Below are 24,693 nucleotides of genomic sequence, written 5' to 3'. Positions count from 1 at the left end.
CGGTTAAAGCATTGGTCGGATCAGCGCCAGGCTGTGCAGTTGGCCGTCCAGGTAATCGTCCAGGCACTGCAGGATCAGCTCGCTGCGCCAGTTGGCCCGTTGTTCCAGCAGTTGCTCGCGGGTCAGCCAGCGGGGGCCGATGATGCCGTCGTCCAGTTGATAGTCCGGATGATGGCGCAGCGGCTTGGCGGCAAAGCACACGCGCTGGTAGGTCACGCCGTTGCTGGGGGCGGTATAGAGGTAGATGCCGACCACGCCGGTTAGCTCCACGTCCCAGCCGGTTTCTTCCAGGGTTTCGCGGATGGCCGCCTGGAGCAGGCTTTCATTGGCATCCAGATGCCCGGCAGGCTGATTGAGCACGGCCTGTTCGCCCGAGTACTCCTCGACGAACAGGAAGCGCCCCTGATCTTCGACGATGGTGGCGACGGTGATGTGAGGTTGCCATTCCATAAAGCCTCTCCTTTTATAAGGGGTAAGCATTGTAGGAGCCGGCTTGCCGGCGAAGCGAGCACCGCCTGTTTGGCGTGGGTGCATTTCGCCGGCCAGCCGGCTCCTGCGCAATCCATAAGCACAAACCCCGGCACATGGCCGGGGTTTGTGTAGGGCGGTCCTGCTTACACCAGCGCAGCGATGGCTGCGTTGAGGGTGGCGCTCGGGCGCATGGCCTTGCTCACCAGCTCAGGGTTGGCGCTGTAGTAGCCGCCGATGTCCACGGGCTTGCCCTGTACCGCGTTGAGCTCGGCGACGATGGTCGCTTCGTTCTCTGTCAGGGTCTTGGCCAGGGTGCTGAACTGCGCTTGCAGGGCGGCGTCCTCGGTCTGGGCGGCCAGGGCTTGGGCCCAGTACAGCGCCAGGTAGAAGTGGCTACCGCGGTTGTCGATGTTGCCGACTTTGCGCGATGGCGACTTGTTGTTGTCGAGGAACTGGCCGGTAGCCTGGTCCAGGGTCTTGGCCAGTACCAGGGCTTTCGGATTGTTGTAGGTGTTGCCCAGGTGCTCCAGGGAGGCGGCCAGGGCCAGGAACTCACCCAGGGAATCCCAGCGCAAGAAGTTCTCTTCCAGCAGTTGCTGCACGTGCTTCGGAGCCGAACCGCCGGCGCCGGTTTCGAACAGGCCGCCACCGTTCATCAGCGGCACGATCGACAGCATCTTGGCGCTGGTGCCCAGCTCCATGATCGGGAACAGGTCGGTCAGGTAGTCGCGCAGTACGTTGCCGGTCACCGAGATGGTGTCCTTGCCGTCGCGGGTGCGGGCCAGGGTGAACTTCATGGCGTCGACCGGAGACATGATGCGGATGTCCAGGTCGCTGGTGTCGTGATCCTTCAGGTAGGCCTGAACTTTCTCGATCATCACGCCGTCGTGGGCGCGCATCGGGTCCAGCCAGAAGATGGCCGGGGTGCTGCTGGCGCGGGCACGGTTGACCGCCAGCTTGACCCAGTCCTGGATCGGCGCGTCTTTGGTCTGGCACATGCGGAAGATGTCGCCGGCTTCGACTTTCTGCTCCAGCAGCAGGCTGCCTTTGCCGTCAGTGACGCGAACCACGCCGTCAGCCTTGATTTCGAAAGTCTTGTCGTGGGAGCCGTACTCTTCGGCTTTTTTCGCCATCAGGCCAACGTTCGGCACGCTGCCCATGGTGGTCGGATCGAATGCGCCATTGGCTTTGCAGTCTTCGATCACCGCCTGGTAGATGGTGGCGTAGCAACGGTCCGGGATCACTGCCTTGGTGTCGTGCAGCTGGCCGTCGGTGCCCCACATCTTGCCGGAGTCACGGATCATGGCCGGCATCGAAGCGTCGACGATCACGTCGCTCGGCACGTGCAGGTTGGTGATGCCTTTGTCGGAGTTGACCATGGCCAGGGCAGGGCGGGCTGCGTAGACGGCCTGGATGTCGGCTTCGATCGCAGCTTGCTGGTCGGCTGGCAGGGCCTTGATGCGGGCGTACAGGTCGCCGATGCCGTTATTCAGGTTGAAGCCGATTTCTTGCAGCACGGCGGCGTGCTTGCTCAGGGCGTCCTGATAGAACTCGGCAACGATCTGGCCGAACATGATCGGGTCGGAGACTTTCATCATGGTGGCTTTGAGGTGCACCGACAGCAGTACGCCTTGCTTCTTGGCGTCTTCGATTTCGGCGGCGATGAAGGCACGCAGGGCCTTTTTGCTCATGACTGCGCAATCGAGGATCTCACCGGCTTGCACGGTGGTCTTTTCCTTCAGGACGGTGGCAGTGCCGTCTTGAGCGATCAGCTCGATTTTAACGCTGTCTGCGCCTTCGATCAGGGCAGCTTTTTCGCTGCCGTAGAAGTCGCCGTTGCTCATGTGGGCAACGTGGGACTTGGAGTCCTTGGCCCAGGCGCCCATCTTGTGCGGGTGCTTGCGCGCGTAGTTCTTCACCGACAGCGGGGCGCGGCGGTCGGAGTTGCCTTCACGCAGGACCGGGTTCACGGCGCTGCCCTTGACCTTGTCGTAACGGGCCTTGGCGTCTTTGTCGGCGTCGCTGGTGACGGTCTCGGGATAGTCCGGCAGGGCATAGCCCAGGGCCTGCAGCTCTTTGATCGCGGCTTGCAGTTGCGGTACCGAGGCGCTGATGTTCGGCAGCTTGATGATGTTGGCTTCCGGGGTGACCGCCAGTTCGCCCAGTTCGGCGAGGTGGTCCGGTACCGCTTTGGCACCCAACTGCTCAGGGAAGCTGGCGAGGATGCGGCCGGCCAGGGAGATGTCGCGGGTTTCCACGGCGATATCAGCCGAAGCGGTGAAGGCTTCTACGATAGGCAGCAGGGAATAGGTGGCGAGGGCCGGGGCTTCGTCGGTGAAGGTGTAGATGATCTTCGAGCGGGTGGGCATATTCGGATTAACTCTCTTCTTTGCTAAAGCGTGCGCAGAAACTCGAGGTGCGCCGGGTAAGCGCTTTCGTTCAAAGGTCATCCATGAGCCGAATGTCGAGGTTTCTTCGCGGTGATGTTGGGTGCATCAGTCGAGCGTCAAGCGGGTGGGCTGCGGTAACAACCCGGCTTTGGGCGGCCATTCTCGGCTTGTTTTATTCGGTAGCAGAGCGTTCGGCCGTCGTGACTCTGTGGTCAGCGGCGGCATTATACATAGGTAGCTAGCAAAACGCCGATGCTTCATAGGTGCCCGTTCTCGTCCATTGGTCTAAAGGTCGCAGGCGGGGTGCAGGCGTAGAGTCGTTCGAGGTGCTCGATTTTGGCACTTTTCCCTTTGCTTTCAGGCTTGTAGGCCGCGAACTGTGCAGCTTTCACGGCATATGGGTGGAACATGAGGTTCCCGTCCAGATTCAACTGGGTTACGCTCGAACGCAGCCAGATGTTCAATCCACACAACGGAGTTCAGCATGGGATACAAGAAGATTCAGGTTCCAGCAGTCGGCGACAAAATCACCGTCAACGCAGACCATTCTCTCAATGTTCCTAACAACCCGATTATTCCTTTCATCGAAGGCGACGGTATTGGTGTTGATATCAGCCCGGTCATGATCAAGGTTGTCGATGCTGCGGTTAAGAAGGCTTACGGCGGCGAACGCAAGATTTCCTGGATGGAAGTGTATGCCGGGGAAAAAGCGACTCAAGTGTACGACCAGGATACCTGGCTGCCTCAGGAAACCCTGGACGCGGTGAAGGACTACGTGGTTTCCATCAAGGGCCCGCTGACCACACCGGTCGGTGGTGGCATCCGTTCCCTGAACGTGGCCCTGCGTCAACAGCTGGACCTGTATGTATGCCTGCGCCCGGTGCGTTGGTTCGAAGGCGTGCCCAGCCCGGTGAAAAAGCCTGGCGATGTGGACATGACCATCTTCCGTGAAAACTCCGAAGACATTTACGCCGGTATCGAGTGGAAGGCCGGTACGGCAGAGGCCACCAAGGTCATCAAGTTCCTTAAAGAAGAAATGGGCGTCACCAAGATCCGTTTCGACGAAAACTGCGGCATCGGCGTCAAGCCGGTTTCCCTGCAGGGCACCAAGCGTCTGGCGCGCAAGGCGCTGCAATATGTAGTGGATAACGACCGCGACTCGCTGACCATCGTCCACAAAGGCAACATCATGAAGTTCACCGAAGGTGCCTTCAAAGAGTGGGCCTACGAAGTGGCGGCTGAAGAGTTCGGCGCAACCTTGCTGGACGGCGGCCCTTGGATGCAGTTCAAGAACCCGAAAACCGGCAAGAACGTCATCGTCAAGGATGCTATCGCTGACGCCATGCTCCAGCAGATCCTGCTGCGCCCGGCCGAGTATGATGTGATCGCGACCCTCAACCTCAATGGTGACTATCTGTCCGACGCCCTGGCGGCGGAAGTCGGTGGTATCGGTATCGCTCCGGGGGCCAACCTGTCCGACACCGTGGCCATGTTCGAAGCGACCCACGGTACCGCGCCCAAGTACGCCGGCAAGGACCAGGTCAACCCAGGCTCGCTGATTCTCTCTGCGGAGATGATGCTGCGCCACATGGGCTGGACCGAAGCGGCCGACCTGATCATCAAGGGCACCAATGGCGCCATCTCGGCCAAGACCGTGACCTATGACTTCGAGCGTCTGATGGAAGGGGCGACCCTGCTGTCTTCGTCGGCATTCGGTGATGCGCTGATCTCGCACATGTAAGCGAATCCGGGCTGAAAGCAAACCGGCCGACTCAATCCCTTGAGTCGGCCGGTTTTTTTATGACTGGATGTTGTATCAATCAGCTCAGGGCGCTTTCAGTCTGGACCTCGGCGGTGACGATTTCGCCGGGCACCTTCAAGGCGCTGATTTTGATCGCATGCAGCCCCTTGGGGCCTTGGATGATCTCGAAGCTCACAGCCTGTCCGGCTTTCAAGGTCTTGTAGCCATCCATATCGATGGCCGAGTAATGGGCAAAGAGATCGTCAGTCTTGCCCTCCTCATTAATAAAGCCATAACCCTTGGCATTGTTGAACCACTTGACCTTACCGCTAGCCATACTCATATCCCTCTGCAACAGACTCCATCACTGGAGTATCATCCAGTTCATCCGCCGCCAAACTTGGTAAAAAGGTTGACGCCGCGGACGTTTATTACCCAATGTGGGCCCTATTGGTTGTAACACCGTTTTGCCGATAGTCAAGGTGACCCGGCGGTCGGAGTTGAATTCCATCCAGGGCGCCCCCACCACTGTATTTGCACAACTGACGAACCTTTCTTTCCATGCATGCAATCAGCCAGATTCGACTAACATTCAATCAGGATCGCCCGGACTTGCACGACGACGATTCCGCTGGCTTGGCTGTACAGGAAGCTAAGCCTGCGTTACAGGCGCCGCCGATGTACAAGGTGGTTTTGTTCAACGATGACTACACCCCGATGGATTTCGTCGTCGAAGTGCTCGAGATGTTTTTTAACCTGAATCGCGAGCTGGCGACCAAGGTCATGCTGGCCGTCCATACCGAGGGACGAGCAGTGTGTGGATTGTTTACCCGCGACATCGCCGAGACCAAGGCCATGCAGGTCAACCAGTACGCCCGGGAAAGCCAGCATCCGCTACTCTGTGAAATCGAGAAGGACGGTTAACGCCGACCACTTGGGTATGAGGTGAAGCTATGTTAAACCGCGAGCTCGAAGTCACCCTCAATCTCGCCTTCAAGGAGGCCCGTTCGAAGCGTCATGAATTCATGACCGTCGAGCACCTTCTGTTGGCTCTTTTGGATAATGAGGCCGCCGCCACCGTTTTACGTGCCTGCGGAGCAAACCTCGACAAACTCAAGCACGACCTGCAGGAGTTCATCGACTCCACCACGCCGCTGATTCCTGTGCATGACGAGGATCGCGAGACTCAGCCAACCCTGGGTTTCCAGCGTGTGCTGCAACGTGCTGTCTTTCACGTACAGAGCTCGGGCAAGCGTGAAGTCACTGGCGCCAATGTGCTGGTGGCAATCTTCAGTGAGCAAGAGAGTCAGGCAGTGTTCCTGCTGAAACAGCAGAGCGTTGCCCGTATCGATGTGGTCAATTACATCGCCCATGGCATTTCCAAGGTGCCTGGGCATGGTGATCATTCTGAAGGTGAACAGGATATGCAGGACGAAGAGGGTGGTGAGTCGTCTTCTTCGGGCAATCCTCTGGATGCCTATGCCAGCAACCTCAATGAACTGGCCCGTCAAGGGCGGATTGATCCGTTGGTGGGTCGCGAGCAGGAGGTAGAGCGCGTTGCGCAGATCCTCGCTCGTCGTCGCAAGAACAATCCGTTATTGGTAGGTGAGGCGGGTGTGGGCAAAACCGCCATTGCCGAAGGCTTGGCCAAACGTATTGTCGACAATCAGGTTCCAGATCTGTTGGCCAATAGCGTTGTCTACTCCCTGGATCTGGGGGCGTTGCTGGCGGGTACCAAATACCGTGGCGACTTCGAGAAGCGCTTCAAGGCGTTGCTGGGAGAGTTGAAGAAGCGTCCTCAGGCAATTCTGTTCATCGACGAGATTCATACCATCATCGGTGCCGGTGCGGCTTCCGGTGGGGTAATGGATGCCTCGAACCTGCTCAAGCCGCTCCTGTCCTCGGGTGATATCCGTTGCATCGGTTCAACCACCTTCCAGGAATTTCGTGGCATCTTCGAGAAAGACCGGGCCCTGGCTCGGCGCTTCCAGAAGGTCGATGTGTCCGAACCCTCGGTCGAGGACACCATTGGTATCCTGCGCGGTCTCAAAGGTCGTTTCGAGCAGCATCACAGCATCGAATACAGCGATGAAGCCCTGCGCGCCGCAGCGGAACTGGCCTCGCGCTACATCAATGACCGGCATATGCCGGACAAGGCCATCGACGTCATCGACGAGGCGGGTGCCTACCAGCGTCTGCAGCCGGCCGAGAAGCGCGTGAAGCGCATCGAAGTGGCTCAGGTTGAGGACATCGTGGCGAAAATTGCCCGTATTCCGCCTAAGCATGTCACCAGCTCCGACAAAGAGCTGCTGCGCAACCTTGAGCGCGATCTCAAGTTGACGGTGTTTGGCCAGGATGCGGCGATTGATTCGCTGTCTACCGCCATCAAGTTGTCCCGTGCGGGCCTGAAGTCTCCGGACAAGCCTGTGGGTTCGTTCCTGTTCGCCGGTCCTACCGGTGTCGGCAAGACCGAAGCGGCACGGCAGTTGGCCAAGGCCATGGGGATCGAGTTGGTGCGCTTCGACATGTCTGAGTACATGGAGCGGCACACCGTATCGCGCTTGATTGGTGCGCCTCCCGGCTATGTCGGTTTCGACCAGGGTGGCTTGCTGACCGAGGCGATCACCAAACAGCCGCATTGCGTATTGCTGCTCGATGAAATCGAGAAGGCGCATCCGGAAGTCTTCAACCTGCTGCTGCAGGTGATGGATCACGGCACTCTGACCGACAACAACGGGCGCAAGGCGGACTTCCGCAATGTAATCGTCATCATGACCACCAACGCCGGTGCTGAAACCGCGGCGCGAGCCTCTATCGGTTTCACTCATCAGGATCACTCTTCCGATGCCATGGAAGTAATCAAGAAGAGCTTCACGCCGGAGTTCCGCAACCGTCTGGACACCATTATCCAGTTCGGTCGTCTGAGTCATGAAGTGATCAAGAGCGTGGTGGACAAGTTCCTTACCGAGCTTCAAGCGCAGTTGGAAGACAAGCGCGTGCAGCTAGAAGTGACCGATGCCGCTCGCAGCTGGCTGGCTGCCGGTGGTTACGACGTGACAATGGGTGCACGCCCAATGGCGCGTTTGATCCAGGACAAGATCAAGCGTCCCCTGGCCGAGGAGATCCTGTTTGGCGAATTGTCCGACCATGGCGGTGTGGTACACATCGACATCAAGGATGGCGAGTTGACCTTTGATTTCGAGACCACGGCGGAAATGGCTTGATGGCCGCGTAACGCAGTAGTACCGCCAAAGGCACCGGAGGGTGCCTTTGTGCTATCTGGGGTTTGAACAGTTTTTTGCAGACGAACAAAAACGCCCGGCATAACCGGGCGTCTTGTATTGACTTGCTTAGCGAGCGCGGTAAGTGATGCGCCCTTTGCTCAAGTCATAGGGCGTCAGCTCGACGCGCACTTTGTCACCGGTAAGAATACGAATGTAGTTCTTGCGCATCTTGCCGGAAATATGCGCGGTTACGACGTGCCCATTTTCCAACTCCACACGAAACATGGTGTTGGGCAGGGTGTCGACGACAGTGCCTTCCATTTCGAAGCTGTCTTCTTTCGACATGCAGTAAAGCCCTCGGTGTCCAATGAATGGCCCGGTGCAACTGCGCCAGGCAAAAGCGGCGTGCATTGTGCCCGAAAAGTGGGGTTTAAGCCAAGACCTTCTAGTTGAGGATCACCCATCTCTGGTTAACCAGCAGCTCTATGGGGCGATATTGGGTCTTGTAGCTCATTTTTTTGCAGTTCTTGATCCAGTAGCCGAGGTACACCGCGTCCAGCCCCAGGCGCAGGGTTTCGCCGATTTGCCAGAGGATCGCGTAGCGCCCCAGGCTGCGACGCTCTTCATCGGGTTCATAGAAGGTGTAGACCGCTGAGAGCCCGTTGGGCAACAGGTCGGTAACGGCTACCGCCAGCAGGCGCCCCTCCAGGCGGAACTCATAGAAGCGGGAAAACGGCAGGTCGCGCACCAGGAAGGTCGAGAACTGGTCGCGGCTGGGGGGGAACATGTCGCCGTCGGCGTGGCGTTGCTCGATGTAGCGTTGGTAGAGGTCGAAGTACTCTTCGCTAAAGCCAGGTTTGGCCGCTTGTACGCTCAGGTCGCTGTTGCGTTTGAGAATGCGTTTTTGCTGACGATTGGGCAGGAACTGCGCCACTGGAATGCGCGCCGGGACGCAAGCGTTGCAGTTTTGGCAGTGGGGCCGATACAGGTGATCGCCGCTGCGACGAAATCCCATTTCCGACAGATCTGCGTAGACATGCACGTCCATGGGCTGGCTGGGATCGAGGAACAAGGTAGTGGCCTGTTCGTCGGGCAGGTAGCTGCAAGAATGGGGTTGAGTGGCATAAAACTTCAGGCGCGCCAACTCGGTCATGAGTCAACCCTCGGAATAAGCTTTGAAATTAAGTGTAAGCCACTGCCGTCAAACCCGCCTAGGAAACCCATATGGCGCGGCTCGGCTGATCCAGGTGACGCGTGAGGTAGCCGGCAAACTCTGGTCGGGAAATGGAGCGCGCACCCAGGCTGTGCAGATGCTCGGTAGGCATCTGGCAGTCGATCAATACAAATCCCCATTCCTTCAGATGCTGTACCAGGGTGGCGAATCCGAATTTCGAGGCGTTGTCGGCGCGGCTGAACATCGACTCGCCAAAAAACAGTTGGCCCATGGCCAGGCCGTACAGCCCTCCCACCAGCGTGCCTTGATCCCAGACTTCCACCGAGTGGGCATAGCCGCGCTGATGCAATTGCAAATAGGCCTGTTGCATCGCCTCGCTGATCCAGGTGCCGTCGGCATAAGCCCGAGGTGCTGCGCAAGCGCTGATGACCGCAGCGAAGTCCTGGTCGAACGTCACTTGATAGCGCTGTTTGCGCAACAGCTTGCCCAGGCTGCGGGAGACATGCAGTTCGTCCGGCAGCAGCACGGTGCGTGGATCGGGAGACCACCAGAGGATCGGTTGCCCCTCGGAAAACCACGGGAAGCAGCCGTGGCGATAAGCCTGAATCAAGCGATCGGCGGACAGATCACCGCCCGCAGCCAGCAGCCCGTTGGGCTCGCGCATGGCCTTTTCCAATGGGGGGAAATCAAGTTTGTTGCGTTGTAACCAGGTCAGCATGGCATCCAGACTTACGGCAGGGGAGGGCGGTGGCAGGCCAATGATGGCCCGCCACAAGCGTAGGGCGAGGGCTTAGTTGTCGTCGAGGAATTTTTCCGCATCCAGGGCTGCCATGCAGCCGGCGCCGGCGGACGTAATGGCCTGGCGGTAGACATGATCGGCCACATCGCCAGCAGCGAATACTCCCGGAATGCCGGTGGCGGTGGCATTGCCTTCGCTGCCACCCTTGATCAGCAGGTAGCCGTCGCGCATCTCCAGTTGCCCCTGGAACAGGTCTGTATTGGGTTTGTGGCCGATGGCGATAAACACCCCAGCCAGTGCCAGATCCCTGGTTTCTCCGCTGTGGCTGTCCTTGAGGCGGGCGCCGGTCACGCCGCTGGCATCCCCCAGTACTTCGTCCAGATGCTGGTTCCAGTGCAGGCGGATATTGCCGTTGGCGGCCTTGTCGAACAGTTTGTCCTGGAGGATTTTCTCTGCGCGGAGCTTGTCGCGGCGGTGCACCAGGTGCACTTCCTTGGCGATGTTCGACAGGTACAGTGCCTCCTCCACGGCTGTGTTGCCGCCGCCCACCACGGCTACCACCTGATTGCGATAGAAGAAACCATCGCAGGTGGCGCAGGCTGAAACGCCTTTGCCGGCAAATGCCTCCTCCGATGGCAGGCCCAGGTATTGGGCCGATGCGCCGGTGGCAATGATCAGCGCGTCGCAACTGTAGGTGCCGCTGTCGCCGATAAGGATAAACGGCCGCTGCTGCAACTGAGCGGTATGGATGTGGTCATAGACGATCTGGGTGTCGAAACGCTCGGCGTGTTTTTGCATGCGCTCCATCAGTGCCGGGCCGGTCAGGCCTTCGACGTCACCGGGCCAGTTGTCGACATCGGTGGTGGTGGTCAGTTGGCCGCCAGCTTGCAGGCCGGTGATCACGGTCGGTTTGAGGTTGGCACGAGCGGCATAAACGGCGGCGCTGTAACCGGCAGGGCCGGAGCCCAGAATGATCAGGCGTGAATGCTTCGCTTGGTTCATAAAAACACCTCATAAGCCTTTGTCACAAAAGAGAATGCATGCTCCAATTGAACAGTGCGTATTACGCAATTGGCTATGCTTAACAGACTGTTCTGACGTGGCATGGTGTGAACAAACCCGTACAATACGACGATGTACCAAGCTTATTCAGAATTGCACCGTTTCAGAAGCAAGGGGCAGAGTGTTAAAAGTAGCCCCAGTTACGCCGGTCAACTTTATTTACCTGCTCGGATTGAGCAGTATCTTGTAGTCAATCACCCGTTGGACGCGCTTATGGCGCAGGAAAAGACGCGTTTTGAAGAAATCCACCGCAGCACCTAAACCTGTTGTTCCGCTCTGGCGTCAGCAATTGCACTACCGGCTCAAGGAAGGTGCATTGATCGCCATTGGAGCCCTGTGCCTGTTCTTGATGATGGCACTTCTGACCTACGGTAAAGATGATCCGGGTTGGAGCCATAACAGCAAGATCGAAGATGTGCAGAACTTCGGCGGTCCTGCTGGCTCTTACAGCGCCGATATCCTGTTTATGGTGTTGGGTTACTTCGCTTATATCTTCCCGTTGCTGTTGGCGATCAAGACCTACCAGATCTTCCGTCAGCGGCATGAACCCTGGCAGTGGAGCGGCTGGCTGTTTTCCTGGCGGCTGATCGGTCTGGTGTTCCTGGTGTTGTCCGGCGCGGCGCTGGCGCATATCCATTTCCATGCCGCCACGGGCCTGCCGGCCGGTGCCGGTGGCGCTTTGGGCGAGAGCCTGGGCGACCTGGCCAAGAATGCGCTGAACGTCCAGGGCAGCACCCTGATGTTCATTGCCCTGTTCCTGTTCGGCCTGACGGTGTTCACCGACCTGTCGTGGTTCAAGGTGATGGACGTCACTGGCAAGATCACGCTCGACCTGTTCGAACTGTTCCAGGGCGCTGCCAATCGTTGGTGGGACGCTCGCGTCGAGCGTAAACAGCTGGTGGCGCAACTGCGCGAAGTGGATGCCCGGGTCGATGAGGTGGTGTCCCCGAGCATCGCCGACAAGCGCGAGCAGGCCAAGGTCAAGGAGCGTCTTATCGAGCGCGAGCAGGCCTTGAGCAAGCATATGTCCGAGCGCGAGAAGCAGGTGCCGCCGGTGATCACTCCAGTGGTCACCAAGGCGCCTGAGCCGAGCAAGCGCGTGCAGAAAGAGAAGCAAGTACAGCTGTTCGTCGACAGTGCGGTGGAAGGCACCTTGCCGCCGATCTCGATCCTCGATCCCGCGGAAAAGAAACAGCTCAATTACTCCCCCGAATCCCTGGCGGCTGTCGGCCACCTGCTGGAGATCAAGCTCAAGGAGTTCGGCGTCGAAGTGGCGGTGGATTCCATCCATCCCGGCCCGGTGATTACCCGTTACGAAATCCAGCCGGCGGCCGGGGTGAAAGTCAGCCGTATCGCCAACCTGGCCAAGGACCTGGCGCGCTCCCTGGCGGTGACCAGTGTGCGCGTGGTGGAAGTGATTCCCGGCAAGACCACCGTGGGCATCGAAATTCCCAATGAAGACCGGCAGATCGTGCGCTTCTCCGAAGTGCTCTCGACCCCGGAATACGACAACTTCAAATCCCCGGTCACCCTGGCCCTGGGCCACGATATCGGCGGCAAACCGATCATCACCGACCTGGCGAAAATGCCTCACCTGCTGGTGGCCGGTACCACCGGTTCCGGTAAGTCGGTGGGGGTCAACGCAATGATTCTGTCGATCCTGTTCAAGTCCGGCCCGGAAGACGCCAAGCTGATCATGATCGACCCGAAGATGCTCGAACTGTCGATCTACGAAGGCATTCCGCATCTGCTGTGCCCAGTGGTCACCGACATGAAGGACGCGGCCAACGCTCTGCGCTGGAGCGTGGCGGAGATGGAGCGGCGCTACAAGCTCATGGCCAAGATGGGCGTGCGCAACCTCTCGGGCTTCAACGCCAAGGTCAAGGAAGCCATTGAAGCCGGTACGCCGCTGGCGGACCCGCTGTACAACCGCGAAAGCATCCACGACGAAGCGCCGCTGCTGACCAAGCTGCCGACCATCGTGGTGGTAGTGGACGAATTTGCCGACATGATGATGATCGTCGGCAAGAAGGTTGAAGAACTGATCGCCCGTATCGCCCAGAAGGCCCGTGCTGCTGGTATCCACCTGATCCTCGCGACCCAGCGGCCGTCGGTGGACGTGATCACCGGCCTGATCAAGGCCAACATTCCGACTCGCATGGCGTTCCAGGTGTCGAGCAAGATCGACTCGCGGACCATCATCGATCAGGGCGGCGCCGAACAGCTGCTGGGCCACGGTGACATGCTCTACATGCCACCGGGCACCAGCCTGCCGATTCGTGTCCACGGTGCCTTCGTCTCCGACGATGAAGTGCACCGCGTGGTGGAGGCCTGGAAGCTGCGGGGCGCGCCGGAATACAACGACGACATCCTCAACGGTGTCGAAGAGGCGGGCAGTGGTTTCGAAGGTAGCAGCGGCGGTGGCGACGGCGATGACCCGGAAGCCGACGCGCTCTACGACGAAGCCGTGCAGTTCGTCCTGGAAAGCCGCCGGGCCTCGATCTCGGCGGTACAGCGCAAGCTGAAGATTGGCTACAACCGCGCCGCCCGGATGATCGAGGCCATGGAAATGGCCGGCGTGGTGACGGCGATGAACACCAACGGCTCCCGCGAAGTGCTGGCGCCGGGCCCGATGCGCGACTGATCCCTGTTTCGCTTTCAGCGGCGTGAGGTCACGCCGCTCGCATACCCATCCAATTTATGAGGAATTCCATGCGCCTGATTCGCATGTTGCTGCTGCCGGTATTGGCTGTGACCACCCTGTCGGCCCACGCCGACCCGAAAGACGTGGCACGCCTGACCCAGTTGCTGGAAAAGTCCCAGACCCTGACGGCGCGTTTCTCCCAGCTGACCCTCGACGGCAGCGGCACTCAGTTGCAGGAAACCGCCGGCGAGATGTCCTTGCAGCGTCCTGGCCTGTTCTACTGGCACACCGACGCGCCGCAAGAACAACTGATGGTGTCCGATGGCCAGAAAGTCTCCCTGTGGGACCCGGACCTGGAGCAGGTGACCATCAAGAAGCTCGACCAGCGTCTGACCCAGACTCCGGCCCTGTTGCTGTCCGGTGACGTGTCGAAGATCAGCGAAAGCTTCGACATCACCTCCAAGGAAGCCGGCGGCGTGATGGACTTCACCCTCAAGCCGAAAACCCGCGACACCCTGTTCGACAGCCTGCGCCTGTCGTTCCGCAACGGCATGATCAATGACATGCAATTGATTGACAGCGTTGGTCAGCGCACCAATATCCTGTTCACCGGGGTCAAGGCCAACGAATCGATCCCGGCGTCCAAGTTCAAGTTCGACATCCCCAAGGGTGCCGATGTGATCCAAGAGTAAGCAGCCGCAGCCGCAAGGTTTCGAAGGTAGTCCATGGACCTGTTTCGTAGTGCCCCGATCGCCCAGCCACTGGCTGCACGCTTGCGTGCGACCAACCTGGACGAGTACGTCGGTCAGCAGCACCTGCTGGCTCGGGGCAAGCCGCTGCGCGAGGCACTGGAGCAGGGCGCCCTGCATTCGATGATCTTCTGGGGCCCGCCCGGGGTCGGCAAGACCACCCTGGCGCGGCTGCTGGCGGAAGTCTCGGACGCCCACTTCGAAACCGTCTCGGCGGTGCTGGCCGGGGTCAAGGAGATCCGCCAGGCGGTGGAAATCGCCAAGCAGCAGGCCGGACAATACGGGCGGCGGACCATTCTGTTCGTCGACGAAGTGCACCGCTTCAACAAATCGCAGCAGGATGCCTTCCTGCCCTACGTGGAAGACGGCACGCTGATCTTTATCGGTGCCACCACGGAAAACCCGTCCTTTGAACTCAACAACGCCTTGCTCTCCCGGGCCCGGGTCTATGTGCTCAAGAGCCTGGATGAAGCGGCCCTGGGCACTCTGGTACAGCGTGCCCTGACGGAAGAGCGGGGGCTGGGCAAGCGTCAGCTGAGCCTCAGCGAGGAAGGCTTCCAGATGCTGCTGTCGGCGGCCGATGGCGATGGCCGGCGCATGCTCAACCTGCTGGAAAACGCCTCGGACCTGGCGGAAGACGGTGGCGAGATCAGCGTCGATCTTCTGCAAAGCCTGTTAGGGGATACTCGCCGGCGTTTCGACAAGGGCGGCGAAGCCTTCTACGACCAGATTTCCGCGTTGCACAAGTCCGTGCGCGGCTCCAACCCTGACGGCGCCCTGTACTGGTTTGCACGCATGCTCGACGGTGGTTGCGACCCGCTGTACCTGGCCCGACGCGTAGTGCGCATGGCCAGCGAGGACATCGGCAACGCCGACCCGCGGGCCTTGAGCCTGTGCCTGGCGGCCTGGGATGTGCAGGAGCGCCTGGGCAGTCCCGAAGGCGAGCTGGCGGTGGCCCAGGCCATCACCTACCTGGCCTGTGCGCCGAAGAGCAACGCCGTGTACATGGGCTTCAAGGCCGCCATGCGCGCCGCTGCCGAGCACGGTTCCCTGGAAGTGCCGATCCATCTGCGCAACGCTCCGACCAAGCTGATGAAGCAGTTGGGGTACGGCGACGAATACCGCTACGCCCATGACGAGCCGGATGCCTACGCTGCCGGCGAAGACTATTTCCCCGAAGAGCTCGAGCCTTTGCCGCTCTACCAGCCGGTGCCCCGTGGCCTGGAGCTGAAGATCGGCGAGAAGCTCAAGCATCTGGCTGCCCTGGACCGGGCCAGCCCCCTGCAGCGGAGAAAACCTTGATCCCCCTGATCCTCGCAGTCTCCGCCGGCGGCGTGGCCGGCACCCTGTTGCGCTTCACCACGGGCAACTGGATCAACGCCAATTGGCCGCGGCACTTCTATACCGCGACGCTGGCCGTTAATATCGTGGGCTGCCTGCTGATCGGCGTGTTGTACGGACTGTTCCTGATCCGTCCGGAAGTGCCGATCGAAGTGCGTGCCGGATTGATAGTGGGCTTCCTCGGTGGCCTGACGACTTTTTCATCCTTTTCACTGGATACCGTGCGTCTGCTGGAAAGCGGACAAGTGGCGCTGGCCCTGGGTTATGCGGCACTGAGTGTATTCGGCGGGCTGCTTGCTACCTGGGCCGGCCTGTCCTTGACCAAACTTTGATAAACGAGAGAACGACATGCTCGATTCCAAACTGTTACGTAGCAACCTCCAGGACGTAGCGGATCGTCTGGCATCCCGCGGCTTTGCCCTGGATGTGGCACGCATCGAAGCGCTGGAAGAACAGCGCAAGACCGTGCAGACCCGCACCGAGCAACTGCAGGCTGAACGTAACGCGCGCTCCAAATCCATCGGCCAGGCCAAGCAGCGTGGCGAAGACATCGCCCCGCTGATGGCCGACGTTGAGCGCATGGGGAACGAGCTGAGCTCCGGCAAGGTGGAGCTGGAAAACATCCAGAACGAACTGGATTCGATCCTGTTCGGTATTCCCAACCTGCCTCACGAATCGGTGCCGGTGGGCGAAGACGAAGACGGCAACGTCGAAGTGCGCCGTTGGGGCACCCCGACTACCTTCGACTTCCCGATCAAGGACCACGTGGCCCTGGGCGAAACCCACGGCTGGCTGGACTTTGAAACCGCGGCCAAGCTGTCCGGTGCGCGTTTCGCCCTGCTGCGCGGTCCTATCGCCCGTCTGCACCGCGCCCTGGCGCAGTTCATGATCAACCTGCACACCGGCGAGCACGGCTACGAAGAGGCCTACACCCCGTATCTGGTGCAGGCTCCGGCCTTGGTCGGCACCAGCCAGCTGCCGAAGTTCGAGGAAGACCTGTTCAAGATCACTCGCGAAGGCGAAGCCGATCTGTACCTGATCCCGACCGCCGAAGTGTCCCTGACCAACATCGTCGCGGGTGAGATCCTCGATCCGAAGCAACTGCCGCTGAAGTTCGTCGCCCACACGCCGTGCTTTCGCAGTGAAGCCGGTGCCTCGGGTCGCGACACCCGCGGCATGATCCGCCAGCACCAGTTCGACAAGGTCGAGATGGTCCAGGTGGTCGAGCCGTCGACTTCCATGGAGGCCCTGGAAGGCCTGACCGCCAACGCCGAGAAAGTCCTGCAACTGCTGCAACTGCCGTACCGCGTACTGGCCCTGTGCACCGGCGACATGGGCTTCAGCGCGGTCAAGACCTACGACCTCGAAGTCTGGGTGCCGAGCCAGGACAAATACCGCGAGATCTCCTCGTGCTCCAACTGCGGCGACTTCCAGGCCCGTCGCATGCAGGCGCGCTTCCGCAACCCGGAAACCGGCAAGCCGGAGTTGGTGCACACCCTCAACGGTTCCGGCCTGGCCGTGGGCCGTACCCTGGTGGCGGTGCTGGAAAACTACCAGCAGGCCGACGGTTCGATCCGTGTGCCGGACGTGCTGAAGCCGTACATGGGTGGCCTTGAGGTCATCGGCTAAATGGAATATCTGCCGCTGTTTCACAACCTTCGCGGCAGTCGTGTGTTGGTGGTCGGCGGAGGGGAGATTGCTTTGCGCAAGTCCCGTCTGCTGGCCGATGCCGGTGCGCAGCTGCGAGTGGTTGCACCTGAAATAGAAGCGCAATTGCAGGAGCTGATCGTCGCCAGCGGCGGTGAGTCCCTGTTGCGCGGGTATGTCGAGGCCGACCTCGACGGCTGCACCCTGATCATTGCCGCCACCGACGATGAATCTCTCAATGCCCAGGTCTCCGCCGATGCCCATCGGCGTTGCGTCCCGGTCAATGTGGTGGACGCGCCGGCCCTGTGCAGCGTGATCTTCCCGGCTATCGTCGACCGTTCGCCACTGGTCATCGCAGTCTCCAGTGGCGGCGATGCGCCGGTGCTGGCGCGGCTGATCCGGGCCAAGCTGGAAACCTGGATTCCTTCCACCTACGGCCAACTGGCCGGGTTGGCGGCGCGTTTCCGCGCCCAGGTCAAAGGCCTGTTTCCGGATGTGCAGCAGCGCCGGGCGTTCTGGGAGGATGTATTCCAGGGCCCCATCGCCGATCGCCAACTGGCGGGGCAGGGAGCGGAAGCCGAACGTCTGTTGCAGGCCAAGATTGCCGGCAAGGCGCCCCATGCGCCGGGCGAGGTGTATCTGGTGGGGGCCGGCCCGGGTGATCCGGACCTGCTGACCTTTCGCGCCTTGCGCTTGATGCAACAGGCCGACGTAGTGCTCTACGACCGCCTGGTGGCGCCGGCGATTCTCGAGCTGTGCCGCCGTGACGCCGAACGCATCTATGTCGGCAAGCGTCGCGCCGATCACGCCGTGCCCCAGGAACAGATCAACCAGCAATTGGTGACCCTGGCCCAGCAAGGCAAACGTGTAGTGCGTCTCAAGGGCGGCGATCCGTTCATCTTCGGCCGGGGCGGCGAAGAGATCGAAGAGCTGGCGGCCCACGGTATTCCATTCCAGGTGGTGCCGGGGATTACCGCAGCCAGTGGTTGCTCGGCCTACGCCGGGATTCCCCTGACTCACCGCGACTACGCGCAGTCGGTGCGCTTCGTCACCGGCCACCTTAAGGACGGCACCAGCAACCTGCCCTGGAGCGACTTGGTGGCGCCAGCGCAGACCCTGGTGTTCTACATGGGCCTGGTGGGCTTGCCGACGATCTGCGAGCAGTTGATCAAGCACGGGCGCGGCGCTGATACCCCGGCCGCCTTGATCCAGCAGGGCACCACCAGCAACCAGCGAGTCTTCACCGGCACCCTGGCCAACCTGCCGGCCCTGGTGGCGGAACACGAAGTGCATGCCCCGACCTTGGTGATCGTTGGCGAAGTGGTCCAGCTACGCGAGAAGCTGGCCTGGTTCGAAGGCGCTCAGTCCGAGGTCTGAAAAGCTTCGCCGGCAAGCCGGCTCCTACAGGATCGCTGTGGGAGCTGGCTTGCCAGCGAAAGCGTCCTCAACCCCTGCACCAAACCCCTTGCCCACTCAACCGTTGCCGATCATGTGCGCGGCTGAAGTCCTGCAACGGCCCCTTCGGCACAATCCCCGTTGGATTGATGGTGCTATGGCTGGCGTAGTAGTGCCCCTTGATATGGGCAAAATCCACGGTCTCGGCAATCCCCGGCCACTGATACAGCTCCCGCAGCCAGTTCGACAGGTTCGGGTAATCGGCAATCCGTCGCAGGTTGCACTTGAAGTGGCTGTAGTACACCGCATCGAAGCGGATCAGCGTGGTGAACAGCCGCACATCGGCTTCGGTCAGGTACTCGCCGACCAAGTAGCGCTGTTTACCCAGCAACGCTTCCAAAGCGTCCAGCTCGGCAAAGACATCATCGAACGCCGACTCATAGGCCTGTTGTGACGTGGCAAACCCGGCGCGATACACGCCATTGTTCAGCGCTGGATAGATGCGTGCGTTGAGTTCGTCGATGCGTGCGCGCAAAGGCTGCGGATAAAAATCCAGCTCATTGCCGGTCAAGTCATCAAAGGCACTGTTGAACATGCGGATGATTTCTGCCGACTCATTGCTGACGATGCGCTGTTGCTGCTTGTCCCAGAGCACCGGCACGGTAACCCGACCGGTGTAGTGGGCACTGTCGGCGGTGTAGCGCTGGTGCATGAAGTCGAAGGGGTCCAGGGCATCACCGCTGGAGCCGAAGGCGCTGTCGAAGGTCCAGCCGTTCTCGCGCATCAGCCAGCTGACCACCGAGACGTCGATCAACTGTTCCAGGCCCTTGAGCTTGCGCAAGATCAGCGTGCGGTGGGCCCAGGGGCAGGCCAACGATACATAAAGGTGGTAGCGCCCGGCCTCGGCGGCAAAGCCGCCTTCGCCGCTGGGCCCCGGACTGCCGTCGGCGGTGACCCAGTGGCGACGTTGCGCCTGTTCCCGTTGGAAGGCGCCGTCCTTGCCGCTTTCGTACCACTGGTCATGCCAGCGCCCTTCGATCAGCAGACCCATGAAATGCTCCTCAGCCATTTTGCGTTGGAGTGCAGTCTATTGCGCTGGGTTCGAACAAAAAGCGCAAAACTTGGGCAGTCAGGATCGATTAAATCGATCTGTCCCGGGCGTCCCAGTAGTGTTGGGCGCGCTCGAAGGCCTGCTCCCGAGGCATGCCCAGGCCACGCAAGGCCAGAGCCATAGTGGCCAACAGGGCCAACTGCGGGTAGCTGTCCTCCACCTCGCCACGCCACAGCGCCTTGAGGTGCTCGGGTTCCAGGCTGGCCGGTTTCACATGGCGTTGCGCCGACAGTGCCGGCCATTCCTCGTCCCAACTGACGCCGCCCGTACTGCCGTACAGATGGCTGGTGGTGTCCGGGTTGATCTCGATCTCGCCGCCATCGCCCTTGATCACGATGACGTTGTCCCCCAGCAGGCCGCTGGCATCGCGGTGCACCGCCTGATAGCCAGGGTGGAAGATGCTCTGCAGGCCGCAACGGGCGCCCAGGGGGTTGAGAATGCGCGCCAGGGAGTGAATCGGTGAGCGTAGGCCGAGGATGTTGCGCAGGTCGATCATCCGTTGCAGCTGTGGCGCCCAGTCGCCTAGCGGCATGAAGGCCAGGTTGCCCTGATCCAGTGCCTTGGCGACCGATGGCCAGTCACGGCACAGGGGAATCCCCAGGGGCTCCAGCAACTGCTCGGTGTACAGGCGCCCGGCCGTATGGGCGCCACCGCCGTGCAGCAGGATGCGCACGCCGTTCTGTGCCAGGCACTTGGCCGCCAGCAGGTACCAGGGCAGGTGGCGCTTCTTGCCGGCGTAGGTCGGCCAGTCGAGGTCCAGCTGGATCGCCGGGGCATTCAGGCGCTCGCGCAAGGCTTCGGTGAAGCCCGCCAGTTCTTCCGGGCTTTCTTCCTTGTGCCGCAGCAGCATGAGGAAGGCGCCGAGCTGGGTGTCCTCGACCTTGCCGTCTAACAGCATGCCCATGGCTTCCCGGGCTTCTTCCCGGGTCAGGTTGCGGGCGCCGCGCTTGCCCTTGCCGAGGATGCGCACGAACTGGGCAAACGGGTGCTCTTGCGGGGTCTGGGTGAGCAGGGGGGCGAAATCGTTCATAGGCAATTGGTCGGCTTCGGCAGGCCCGCCAGCTTGGCGGCAAGTTTGGCGGGAGTGCCTTTGAACAGTCGGTTCAGGTGCAGGCTGTTGCCCTTGTCCGGGCCCAGCTTGAGGGCGGTGTACTTGATCAGCGGGCGGGTGGCCGGGGACAGCTGGAACTCTCTATAGAAGCCCTGCAGCAGTTTGAGGATTTCCCAATGCTCCGGGCTCAGTTCAAGTTCTTCATTGGCGGCCAGGGCCTGCGCCACGTCGGCGGACCAGTCGTCGAGGTTGACCAGGTAACCGTCCTTGTCCAGTTCGATGGCGCGAGCGCCCACAGTCAGGGTACTCATAGCCAGGTGTTGACCTTGTCATGCTCGATCGACAGCTCGACGAAGCCCGGGTAATCCACTGCGCGGGCCCAGGCCGGCAGGGTCAGGCCCCGGGCTTGCAAGTCCTCTTCCAGCACATACAGATTCAGGCCGCTACGGGCGCCCAGTTCGCCGTAAAGCGTCGTACCCGGCTGCAAGGCATAGACGGCGTCGCCGCACAGCAGCAGGCCATCGGCGCTGCCCAGCAGACGCAGGCAACTGCTCAGGCGGGTGTCGGTGAAGGGCGAGTGGGACAACACATGCAAGGTCGACATCAGAGGGTAATCACCTGGTCAAAACGGTCGATGATCCCGGCCAGTTCCGGGGCGTTGAGCAGCTGTACAGCGTCAAGGCTCAAAGCCGCCGGGTCGAGGCCGCGAGCAGCGATGCTGGCACTGCAGGCAAACAGCTCGTCGACGCCGAACAGCGACAACGCCTGCAGGTTGGCGCTCAAGTCCTTCTGCCGCAGCAATGAAGCCTGTTGCCCGGGCGCCAGTTGCAGCACGCCATCGTCGAGAAACAGCAGGCCGATGGGCAGGTCGAAGGCGCCGCCGGCCAGGACGATATCCAGGGCCTCCCGGGCACCGGGGCCGGACCAGGGCGCCTGACGGCTGATCAGCAACAGGGATTTGGCCATCTCACGCCCCTCCAAAACAGATCAGGCGGTCGGCGGCCTGTACCGCGTCATGCAATTGCCCGAGCCCCGACAGCTCCCAGGGGGCTTCGACGCTCACCGCCGTGCGCTGATAGCGCTGGGCTTCGTCGGCATTCAACACACCCCGACGCAGGGCCGCGGCGATGCACACCACAGCATCCAACTGATGCTGGCCGACAAAGTCGCGCCATTCCTGGGGCAGGTTCTGCTCATCCTGGGGCGTGACGATGCTGTTGGCAGCGTTGTAGACGCCGTCCTGGTAAAAAAACAGCCGGACAATCTCATGCCCGCCCGCCAGCGCCGCCTGGGCGAACAGCAGGGCGCGGCGCGAGGAAGGCGCGTGAGCGGCGGAGAACAGGGCGATGGCGAACTTCATGACGGACTCGATGGATAAAACTGCGGCCATGATAAAGCTTTCTCCGTGGATCGGCTAAACCCCTTTCGCCCCGAAGGCTCTGGCTCCGGGAGCTCAGGACATATCGGGTAAAGCTTTGCCAGGCCCCAAACCCCGGGGCGAGGGATAGACTCGCGCCTTCATTCAACCTGGGACAAGGAGCAAGGGATGATGGATTTGAATTCGGCGGTGGTGGTGATCACCGGTGCCGGTCGCGGTCTGGGAGCGGCGCTGGCCATCAGTCTGGCGGACCAGGGCTGCAAGTTGATTCTCTGTGGGCGCAACCCCGTGGCCCTGGCGCAAGTCAGCGCGGCCATCGAAGCGCGCACCGGCAGCCCCGCCGATCACGTAGTGGTGGACCTGGCCAACAGCGACAGCGTCAAGGCCGCCCTGGCGGAGATCCATGTGCGCCATCCCCAGGTGGATATCCTGATCAACAACGGCGCCATGTGGCTGGAGGCCAGCGAGCAGCCCCACAGCGCTGCCGAGGTCACGGGCGTGATCGATGCGGCCCTGACGGGCACCTTCCTCCTGACCCAGGGCCTGCTGCCGGCGCTCAAGGCCTCCAAGCGTCCGGACATCGTCACCATCGGTTCCATCAGTGGCTTGCCCAATGCACCACTGCACAGCGTGTCGCTGCCGTTCTACGCGGCCAAGCACGGGCAACTGGCCCTGGCCGACGGCCTGCGGCAAATGCTCAAGGGCACGCCGGTGCGTTCGTTGTGCGTGCATCCACCGTACCTGGAAGATATCTCGCCGCTGGACGACGCCTGGCAACAGATCCCGGCGCGGCAGAAGGGGGAGCAGGGCACCAACCGTGACGTGGTGGAAGCGGTGGTCTTTGCCCTGACCCGACCGCGGCATATCAGCTTGTCATCCATCGTCATCGATACCGACAGCGGCGGTCTGTTCAGCTGATCGCCGGGCCTGATGTCAGCGGTTCTTGTAGCCCAGTTGCCAGCGTCGCGGGATCTTCAATGACGCGATGCCCAGCAGGGCTGCAAACAACCCGCTGACATACAGCGCCTTGAGCCCCAGGTGCTGTTCCAGAATCGCCCCCAGTACCGCCCCGGCGAACATCCCGCTCCAGGGCACCAGTTGCACCCGCCAGCCATTGCGCCGATCACCGAGCATCCAGCGCCCCAGCCCACGGCCAAAGCGCGACAGAGCACCGGTGACGTAGGTCAGGCCGATGGGCAGGCCGTTCACTTCCTCCACTGCCGCATTGAGCATGCCCATGGCAATAATGGCCGCCAGCAGGGCCGGCAGTTGCTGCTCGAAAGGCCAGGCGGCGGACGCGCAGAGCAATGCGCCAATGCTCAGCAGCAAGGGCAGGGCGCGGTGCCCGGCCAGGCGGCTGACCACCACGCCCAGGGCGTTACCGACGATAAAGGTCGCCAGCAGTAGCAGCAGGCGCAGCACCAGGCCCAGCTCGCCATCGCTGATGGCCACTGCCATGCGGGTGGTGTTGCCACTCATGAAGGACACGAAATCCCCGGTGGCCATGAAGCCGATGGCGTCGGTCATGCCAGCCAGCACCGAAAGGCAGGCCACCAGCCCTAGGCCGACCCGCCCGCGCCATTTCTGCGTGTGCTGCAGGGCGGCGCTGGCCGATTGCGTGGAAGTCGAAGGCAACATCGTCGGTTCTCCTGAACAGGGACTGCGAGGGACGCGTGCGGATCAAGGCTATGGATCGAGAGGATGCAGGGCGCAATATTCATCCCAGGGCAAGCCGGCCATTTGCGCCACTTCCCTGTGCACTTCAAGGCGCTGGGCGTGGAATTCTTCGGGGCTGGCGGCGGTCAGTTGCAGGCTCAGCTCCCAGGCGAACAGCCCCAGGCGCTCGGCTTCGGCTTCAAAGGCTTCATGCAGGCGTTCGTTGCGGTACTGCTCGGGCGTCTCGCCCTTGACCTGGGCCTCCAGCGGATTGAGCTTGTCCAGGGCTTCGCGCAGTTCGGGGCGGGCGGCGAGAAATCTTTCCAAGGCTATTTCGTGGTGCAGGGCATTGGCGGGCATCGGGGCTCCTTGAGGGGAACGGGCAGTCTTCAGGCATCAAGCCTGGGACAGGGGATGTTCTGGCATTTCACTGCGTATCTGCTGCAGATCCTTGTGCGGGATCACGTAGGTGCGGGCGAGCATATCGCCTATTCGCTGGCAGCGGCTTGATTCCGCGCAGGCCATCAGCGGGACAAAGGCGAAAGCGGCCTCCAGATAGCGGGTGGCGCTTCTGATCAGTACCTGGATCAGCGTCGGCGGCGTCCCGGCGGCGTTGATCACCACCAGGCCCAGGGCGCACTTGCCGGGCGTGCGGCCCTTGAAAAAATACTCCCAGGCCACGAAGTACAAGGGCCAGATCAGCATGAACAGCATTGAATGGAGGTAGGGCTCCAGCCCCGTCTGTTGCTCGAGGTCGAGCAAGCGTCTGACTGGCTGCAACGCCAGCACCCCGTGCAGGCTCAGCGACAGGAGCAAATACACCGCCAGCGCCAGCACCTGGTCGAGCATGAAGGCGGCGGCACGGCGCAGGATCAGTTGGGTTCTTGAGACTTCCATGGTCGATTCCAAAGTTTTTTCCA

General features: G+C 61.1%; 26 protein-coding genes. 10 read left to right on the top strand and 16 right to left on the bottom strand.

Features of this window, described 5'->3' with window-relative positions; translation table 11 throughout:
* Nucleotides 1-3: 3 nt before the first annotated feature.
* Both ACSSVC_RS24485 and ACSSVC_RS24480 read right to left on the bottom strand, forming a co-directional pair.
* On the bottom strand, nt 4-450 hold the full coding sequence (locus ACSSVC_RS24485) for an NUDIX hydrolase (protein WP_346635086.1): 447 nt from the start codon (nt 448-450) through the stop codon (nt 4-6).
* A gap of 164 nt (nt 451-614) precedes the next feature.
* A complete protein-coding gene (locus ACSSVC_RS24480) occupies nt 615-2,840 on the bottom strand; it encodes an NADP-dependent isocitrate dehydrogenase (RefSeq protein ID WP_346635085.1) in 2,226 nt (741 codons plus the stop codon).
* Between the two features lie 505 nt (nt 2,841-3,345).
* Between ACSSVC_RS24480 and icd the strand changes: the two genes are divergently transcribed.
* A complete protein-coding gene (gene icd / locus ACSSVC_RS24475; RefSeq protein ID WP_102864727.1) occupies nt 3,346-4,602 on the top strand; it encodes an NADP-dependent isocitrate dehydrogenase in 1,257 nt (418 codons plus the stop codon).
* A gap of 79 nt (nt 4,603-4,681) precedes the next feature.
* On the opposite strand, the gene cspD is transcribed toward icd, so the two are convergent.
* Nucleotides 4,682-4,939 carry a cold shock domain-containing protein CspD gene (gene cspD / locus ACSSVC_RS24470; RefSeq protein WP_102864728.1) on the bottom strand — a complete coding sequence of 86 codons (258 nt, stop codon included), beginning with the start codon at nt 4,937-4,939 and terminating at the stop codon, nt 4,682-4,684.
* Nucleotides 4,940-5,163: 224 nt separating this feature from the next.
* Between cspD and clpS the strand changes: the two genes are divergently transcribed.
* Both clpS and clpA read left to right on the top strand, forming a co-directional pair.
* Complete coding sequence (gene clpS, locus ACSSVC_RS24465; RefSeq protein WP_011062173.1) at nt 5,164-5,526, top strand: ATP-dependent Clp protease adapter ClpS; 363 nt, start codon at nt 5,164-5,166, stop codon at nt 5,524-5,526.
* A gap of 29 nt (nt 5,527-5,555) precedes the next feature.
* Nucleotides 5,556-7,826, top strand: coding sequence for an ATP-dependent Clp protease ATP-binding subunit ClpA (clpA, locus tag ACSSVC_RS24460; RefSeq protein WP_346635084.1), 2,271 nt, complete (start codon nt 5,556-5,558; stop codon nt 7,824-7,826).
* A 126-nt stretch (nt 7,827-7,952) separates the two neighbouring features.
* Here the strand turns inward: clpA and infA are convergent, their stop codons facing one another.
* The 4 genes from infA to trxB form a co-directional block, all read right to left on the bottom strand.
* Nucleotides 7,953-8,171 (bottom strand): translation initiation factor IF-1, encoded by a 219-nt coding sequence (gene infA, locus ACSSVC_RS24455; protein WP_002553999.1) that lies wholly within the window; start codon nt 8,169-8,171, stop codon nt 7,953-7,955.
* Nucleotides 8,172-8,271: 100 nt separating this feature from the next.
* Nucleotides 8,272-8,979, bottom strand: coding sequence for an arginyltransferase (locus ACSSVC_RS24450; RefSeq protein WP_346635083.1), 708 nt, complete (start codon nt 8,977-8,979; stop codon nt 8,272-8,274).
* Between the two features lie 58 nt (nt 8,980-9,037).
* The gene (aat, locus tag ACSSVC_RS24445; protein WP_404937305.1) at nt 9,038-9,718 is read right to left on the bottom strand and encodes a leucyl/phenylalanyl-tRNA--protein transferase; all 681 of its coding nucleotides are present in this window, start codon (nt 9,716-9,718) and stop codon (nt 9,038-9,040) included.
* A gap of 72 nt (nt 9,719-9,790) precedes the next feature.
* A complete protein-coding gene (trxB, locus tag ACSSVC_RS24440) occupies nt 9,791-10,741 on the bottom strand; it encodes a thioredoxin-disulfide reductase (RefSeq protein ID WP_492611579.1) in 951 nt (316 codons plus the stop codon).
* A 295-nt stretch (nt 10,742-11,036) separates the two neighbouring features.
* On the opposite strand from trxB, the gene ACSSVC_RS24435 reads away from it, so the two are divergent.
* The 6 genes from ACSSVC_RS24435 (at nt 11,037) to cysG (ending at nt 18,559) form a co-directional block, all read left to right on the top strand.
* A complete protein-coding gene (locus ACSSVC_RS24435; RefSeq protein WP_492611578.1) occupies nt 11,037-13,445 on the top strand; it encodes a DNA translocase FtsK in 2,409 nt (802 codons plus the stop codon).
* A 68-nt stretch (nt 13,446-13,513) separates the two neighbouring features.
* Nucleotides 13,514-14,137: an outer membrane lipoprotein periplasmic chaperone LolA gene (lolA, locus tag ACSSVC_RS24430; protein ID WP_123727938.1), complete on the top strand. Its 624-nt coding sequence runs from the start codon at nt 13,514-13,516 to the stop codon at nt 14,135-14,137.
* A 33-nt stretch (nt 14,138-14,170) separates the two neighbouring features.
* Nucleotides 14,171-15,496, top strand: a complete 1,326-nt coding sequence (locus tag ACSSVC_RS24425; RefSeq protein WP_346635079.1) for a replication-associated recombination protein A — start codon at nt 14,171-14,173, stop codon at nt 15,494-15,496.
* Nucleotides 15,493-15,867: a fluoride efflux transporter CrcB gene (crcB, locus tag ACSSVC_RS24420; RefSeq protein WP_016966951.1), complete on the top strand. Its 375-nt coding sequence runs from the start codon at nt 15,493-15,495 to the stop codon at nt 15,865-15,867. The genes ACSSVC_RS24425 and crcB overlap by 4 nt, the downstream gene beginning before the upstream one ends.
* A gap of 16 nt (nt 15,868-15,883) precedes the next feature.
* Nucleotides 15,884-17,164, top strand: a complete 1,281-nt coding sequence (gene serS / locus ACSSVC_RS24415) for a serine--tRNA ligase (protein ID WP_404937303.1) — start codon at nt 15,884-15,886, stop codon at nt 17,162-17,164.
* The gene (gene cysG, locus ACSSVC_RS24410; protein ID WP_346635077.1) at nt 17,165-18,559 is read left to right on the top strand and encodes a siroheme synthase CysG; all 1,395 of its coding nucleotides are present in this window, start codon (nt 17,165-17,167) and stop codon (nt 18,557-18,559) included.
* Nucleotides 18,560-18,626: 67 nt separating this feature from the next.
* On the opposite strand, the gene ACSSVC_RS24405 is transcribed toward cysG, so the two are convergent.
* From ACSSVC_RS24405 to tusD, 6 genes are all read right to left on the bottom strand, one after another.
* Complete coding sequence (locus ACSSVC_RS24405) at nt 18,627-19,628, bottom strand: glutathione S-transferase family protein (protein ID WP_492611577.1); 1,002 nt, start codon at nt 19,626-19,628, stop codon at nt 18,627-18,629.
* Nucleotides 19,629-19,716: 88 nt separating this feature from the next.
* Nucleotides 19,717-20,718, bottom strand: coding sequence for a glycosyl transferase family protein (locus tag ACSSVC_RS24400; protein ID WP_346635075.1), 1,002 nt, complete (start codon nt 20,716-20,718; stop codon nt 19,717-19,719).
* Entirely contained in the window at nt 20,715-21,050 is a 336-nt protein-coding gene (locus ACSSVC_RS24395; RefSeq protein ID WP_492611576.1) for a TusE/DsrC/DsvC family sulfur relay protein, read from the bottom strand. Before ACSSVC_RS24395 ends, ACSSVC_RS24400 begins: the two co-directional genes overlap by 4 nt.
* Complete coding sequence (tusB, locus tag ACSSVC_RS24390; RefSeq protein WP_492611575.1) at nt 21,047-21,343, bottom strand: sulfurtransferase complex subunit TusB; 297 nt, start codon at nt 21,341-21,343, stop codon at nt 21,047-21,049. The genes ACSSVC_RS24395 and tusB overlap by 4 nt, the downstream gene beginning before the upstream one ends.
* The gene (tusC, locus tag ACSSVC_RS24385) at nt 21,343-21,705 is read right to left on the bottom strand and encodes a sulfurtransferase complex subunit TusC (protein ID WP_492611574.1); all 363 of its coding nucleotides are present in this window, start codon (nt 21,703-21,705) and stop codon (nt 21,343-21,345) included. Before tusC ends, tusB begins: the two co-directional genes overlap by 1 nt.
* A gap of 1 nt (nt 21,706) precedes the next feature.
* Complete coding sequence (gene tusD, locus ACSSVC_RS24380) at nt 21,707-22,099, bottom strand: sulfurtransferase complex subunit TusD (RefSeq protein WP_446439832.1); 393 nt, start codon at nt 22,097-22,099, stop codon at nt 21,707-21,709.
* Between the two features lie 186 nt (nt 22,100-22,285).
* Here tusD and ACSSVC_RS24375 point away from each other — a divergent pair, with 186 nt between their 5' ends.
* Nucleotides 22,286-23,035 carry an SDR family oxidoreductase gene (locus ACSSVC_RS24375; RefSeq protein WP_492611573.1) on the top strand — a complete coding sequence of 250 codons (750 nt, stop codon included), beginning with the start codon at nt 22,286-22,288 and terminating at the stop codon, nt 23,033-23,035.
* 15 nt (nt 23,036-23,050) lie between these two features.
* On the opposite strand, the gene ACSSVC_RS24370 is transcribed toward ACSSVC_RS24375, so the two are convergent.
* Genes ACSSVC_RS24370 through ACSSVC_RS24360 form a run of 3 tightly spaced genes read right to left on the bottom strand, consistent with a single transcriptional unit; the run spans nt 23,051 to nt 24,670 of the window.
* Complete coding sequence (locus tag ACSSVC_RS24370) at nt 23,051-23,755, bottom strand: YoaK family protein (RefSeq protein ID WP_492611572.1); 705 nt, start codon at nt 23,753-23,755, stop codon at nt 23,051-23,053.
* A gap of 48 nt (nt 23,756-23,803) precedes the next feature.
* A complete protein-coding gene (locus tag ACSSVC_RS24365; RefSeq protein WP_346635071.1) occupies nt 23,804-24,133 on the bottom strand; it encodes a DUF6388 family protein in 330 nt (109 codons plus the stop codon).
* A gap of 36 nt (nt 24,134-24,169) precedes the next feature.
* Nucleotides 24,170-24,670 carry an RDD family protein gene (locus tag ACSSVC_RS24360; protein ID WP_446439727.1) on the bottom strand — a complete coding sequence of 167 codons (501 nt, stop codon included), beginning with the start codon at nt 24,668-24,670 and terminating at the stop codon, nt 24,170-24,172.
* Nucleotides 24,671-24,693: the final 23 nt, after the last annotated feature.

The sequence above is a fragment of the Pseudomonas sp. E1BtOHC1 genome, from assembly GCF_058744285.1.
This window is presented reverse-complemented; position numbering and strand designations above follow the sequence as displayed.

What these genes read in the sequence shown, in the direction of transcription:
- ACSSVC_RS24365 (WP_346635071.1), bottom strand. Translation starts at nt 24,133, where the DNA reads ATGCCCGCCAATGCCCTGCACCACGAAATAGCCTTGGAAAGATTTCTC.
- ACSSVC_RS24405 (WP_492611577.1), bottom strand. Translation starts at nt 19,628, where the DNA reads ATGGGTCTGCTGATCGAAGGGCGCTGGCATGACCAGTGGTACGAAAGC.
- ACSSVC_RS24400 (WP_346635075.1), bottom strand. Translation starts at nt 20,718, where the DNA reads ATGAACGATTTCGCCCCCCTGCTCACCCAGACCCCGCAAGAGCACCCG.
- infA (WP_002553999.1), bottom strand. Translation starts at nt 8,171, where the DNA reads ATGTCGAAAGAAGACAGCTTCGAAATGGAAGGCACTGTCGTCGACACC.
- serS (WP_404937303.1), top strand. Translation starts at nt 15,884, where the DNA reads ATGCTCGATTCCAAACTGTTACGTAGCAACCTCCAGGACGTAGCGGAT.
- cspD (WP_102864728.1), bottom strand. Translation starts at nt 4,939, where the DNA reads ATGGCTAGCGGTAAGGTCAAGTGGTTCAACAATGCCAAGGGTTATGGC.
- clpA (WP_346635084.1), top strand. Translation starts at nt 5,556, where the DNA reads ATGTTAAACCGCGAGCTCGAAGTCACCCTCAATCTCGCCTTCAAGGAG.
- ACSSVC_RS24450 (WP_346635083.1), bottom strand. Translation starts at nt 8,979, where the DNA reads ATGACCGAGTTGGCGCGCCTGAAGTTTTATGCCACTCAACCCCATTCT.
- tusC (WP_492611574.1), bottom strand. Translation starts at nt 21,705, where the DNA reads ATGGCCAAATCCCTGTTGCTGATCAGCCGTCAGGCGCCCTGGTCCGGC.
- tusD (WP_446439832.1), bottom strand. Translation starts at nt 22,099, where the DNA reads ATGAAGTTCGCCATCGCCCTGTTCTCCGCCGCTCACGCGCCTTCCTCG.
- ACSSVC_RS24480 (WP_346635085.1), bottom strand. Translation starts at nt 2,840, where the DNA reads ATGCCCACCCGCTCGAAGATCATCTACACCTTCACCGACGAAGCCCCG.
- trxB (WP_492611579.1), bottom strand. Translation starts at nt 10,741, where the DNA reads ATGAACCAAGCGAAGCATTCACGCCTGATCATTCTGGGCTCCGGCCCT.
- ACSSVC_RS24395 (WP_492611576.1), bottom strand. Translation starts at nt 21,050, where the DNA reads ATGAGTACCCTGACTGTGGGCGCTCGCGCCATCGAACTGGACAAGGAC.
- lolA (WP_123727938.1), top strand. Translation starts at nt 13,514, where the DNA reads ATGCGCCTGATTCGCATGTTGCTGCTGCCGGTATTGGCTGTGACCACC.
- ACSSVC_RS24360 (WP_446439727.1), bottom strand. Translation starts at nt 24,670, where the DNA reads ATGGAAGTCTCAAGAACCCAACTGATCCTGCGCCGTGCCGCCGCCTTC.
- ACSSVC_RS24425 (WP_346635079.1), top strand. Translation starts at nt 14,171, where the DNA reads ATGGACCTGTTTCGTAGTGCCCCGATCGCCCAGCCACTGGCTGCACGC.
- ACSSVC_RS24485 (WP_346635086.1), bottom strand. Translation starts at nt 450, where the DNA reads ATGGAATGGCAACCTCACATCACCGTCGCCACCATCGTCGAAGATCAG.
- icd (WP_102864727.1), top strand. Translation starts at nt 3,346, where the DNA reads ATGGGATACAAGAAGATTCAGGTTCCAGCAGTCGGCGACAAAATCACC.
- ACSSVC_RS24370 (WP_492611572.1), bottom strand. Translation starts at nt 23,755, where the DNA reads ATGTTGCCTTCGACTTCCACGCAATCGGCCAGCGCCGCCCTGCAGCAC.
- ACSSVC_RS24375 (WP_492611573.1), top strand. Translation starts at nt 22,286, where the DNA reads ATGATGGATTTGAATTCGGCGGTGGTGGTGATCACCGGTGCCGGTCGC.
- clpS (WP_011062173.1), top strand. Translation starts at nt 5,164, where the DNA reads ATGCATGCAATCAGCCAGATTCGACTAACATTCAATCAGGATCGCCCG.
- cysG (WP_346635077.1), top strand. Translation starts at nt 17,165, where the DNA reads ATGGAATATCTGCCGCTGTTTCACAACCTTCGCGGCAGTCGTGTGTTG.
- aat (WP_404937305.1), bottom strand. Translation starts at nt 9,718, where the DNA reads ATGCTGACCTGGTTACAACGCAACAAACTTGATTTCCCCCCATTGGAA.
- tusB (WP_492611575.1), bottom strand. Translation starts at nt 21,343, where the DNA reads ATGTCGACCTTGCATGTGTTGTCCCACTCGCCCTTCACCGACACCCGC.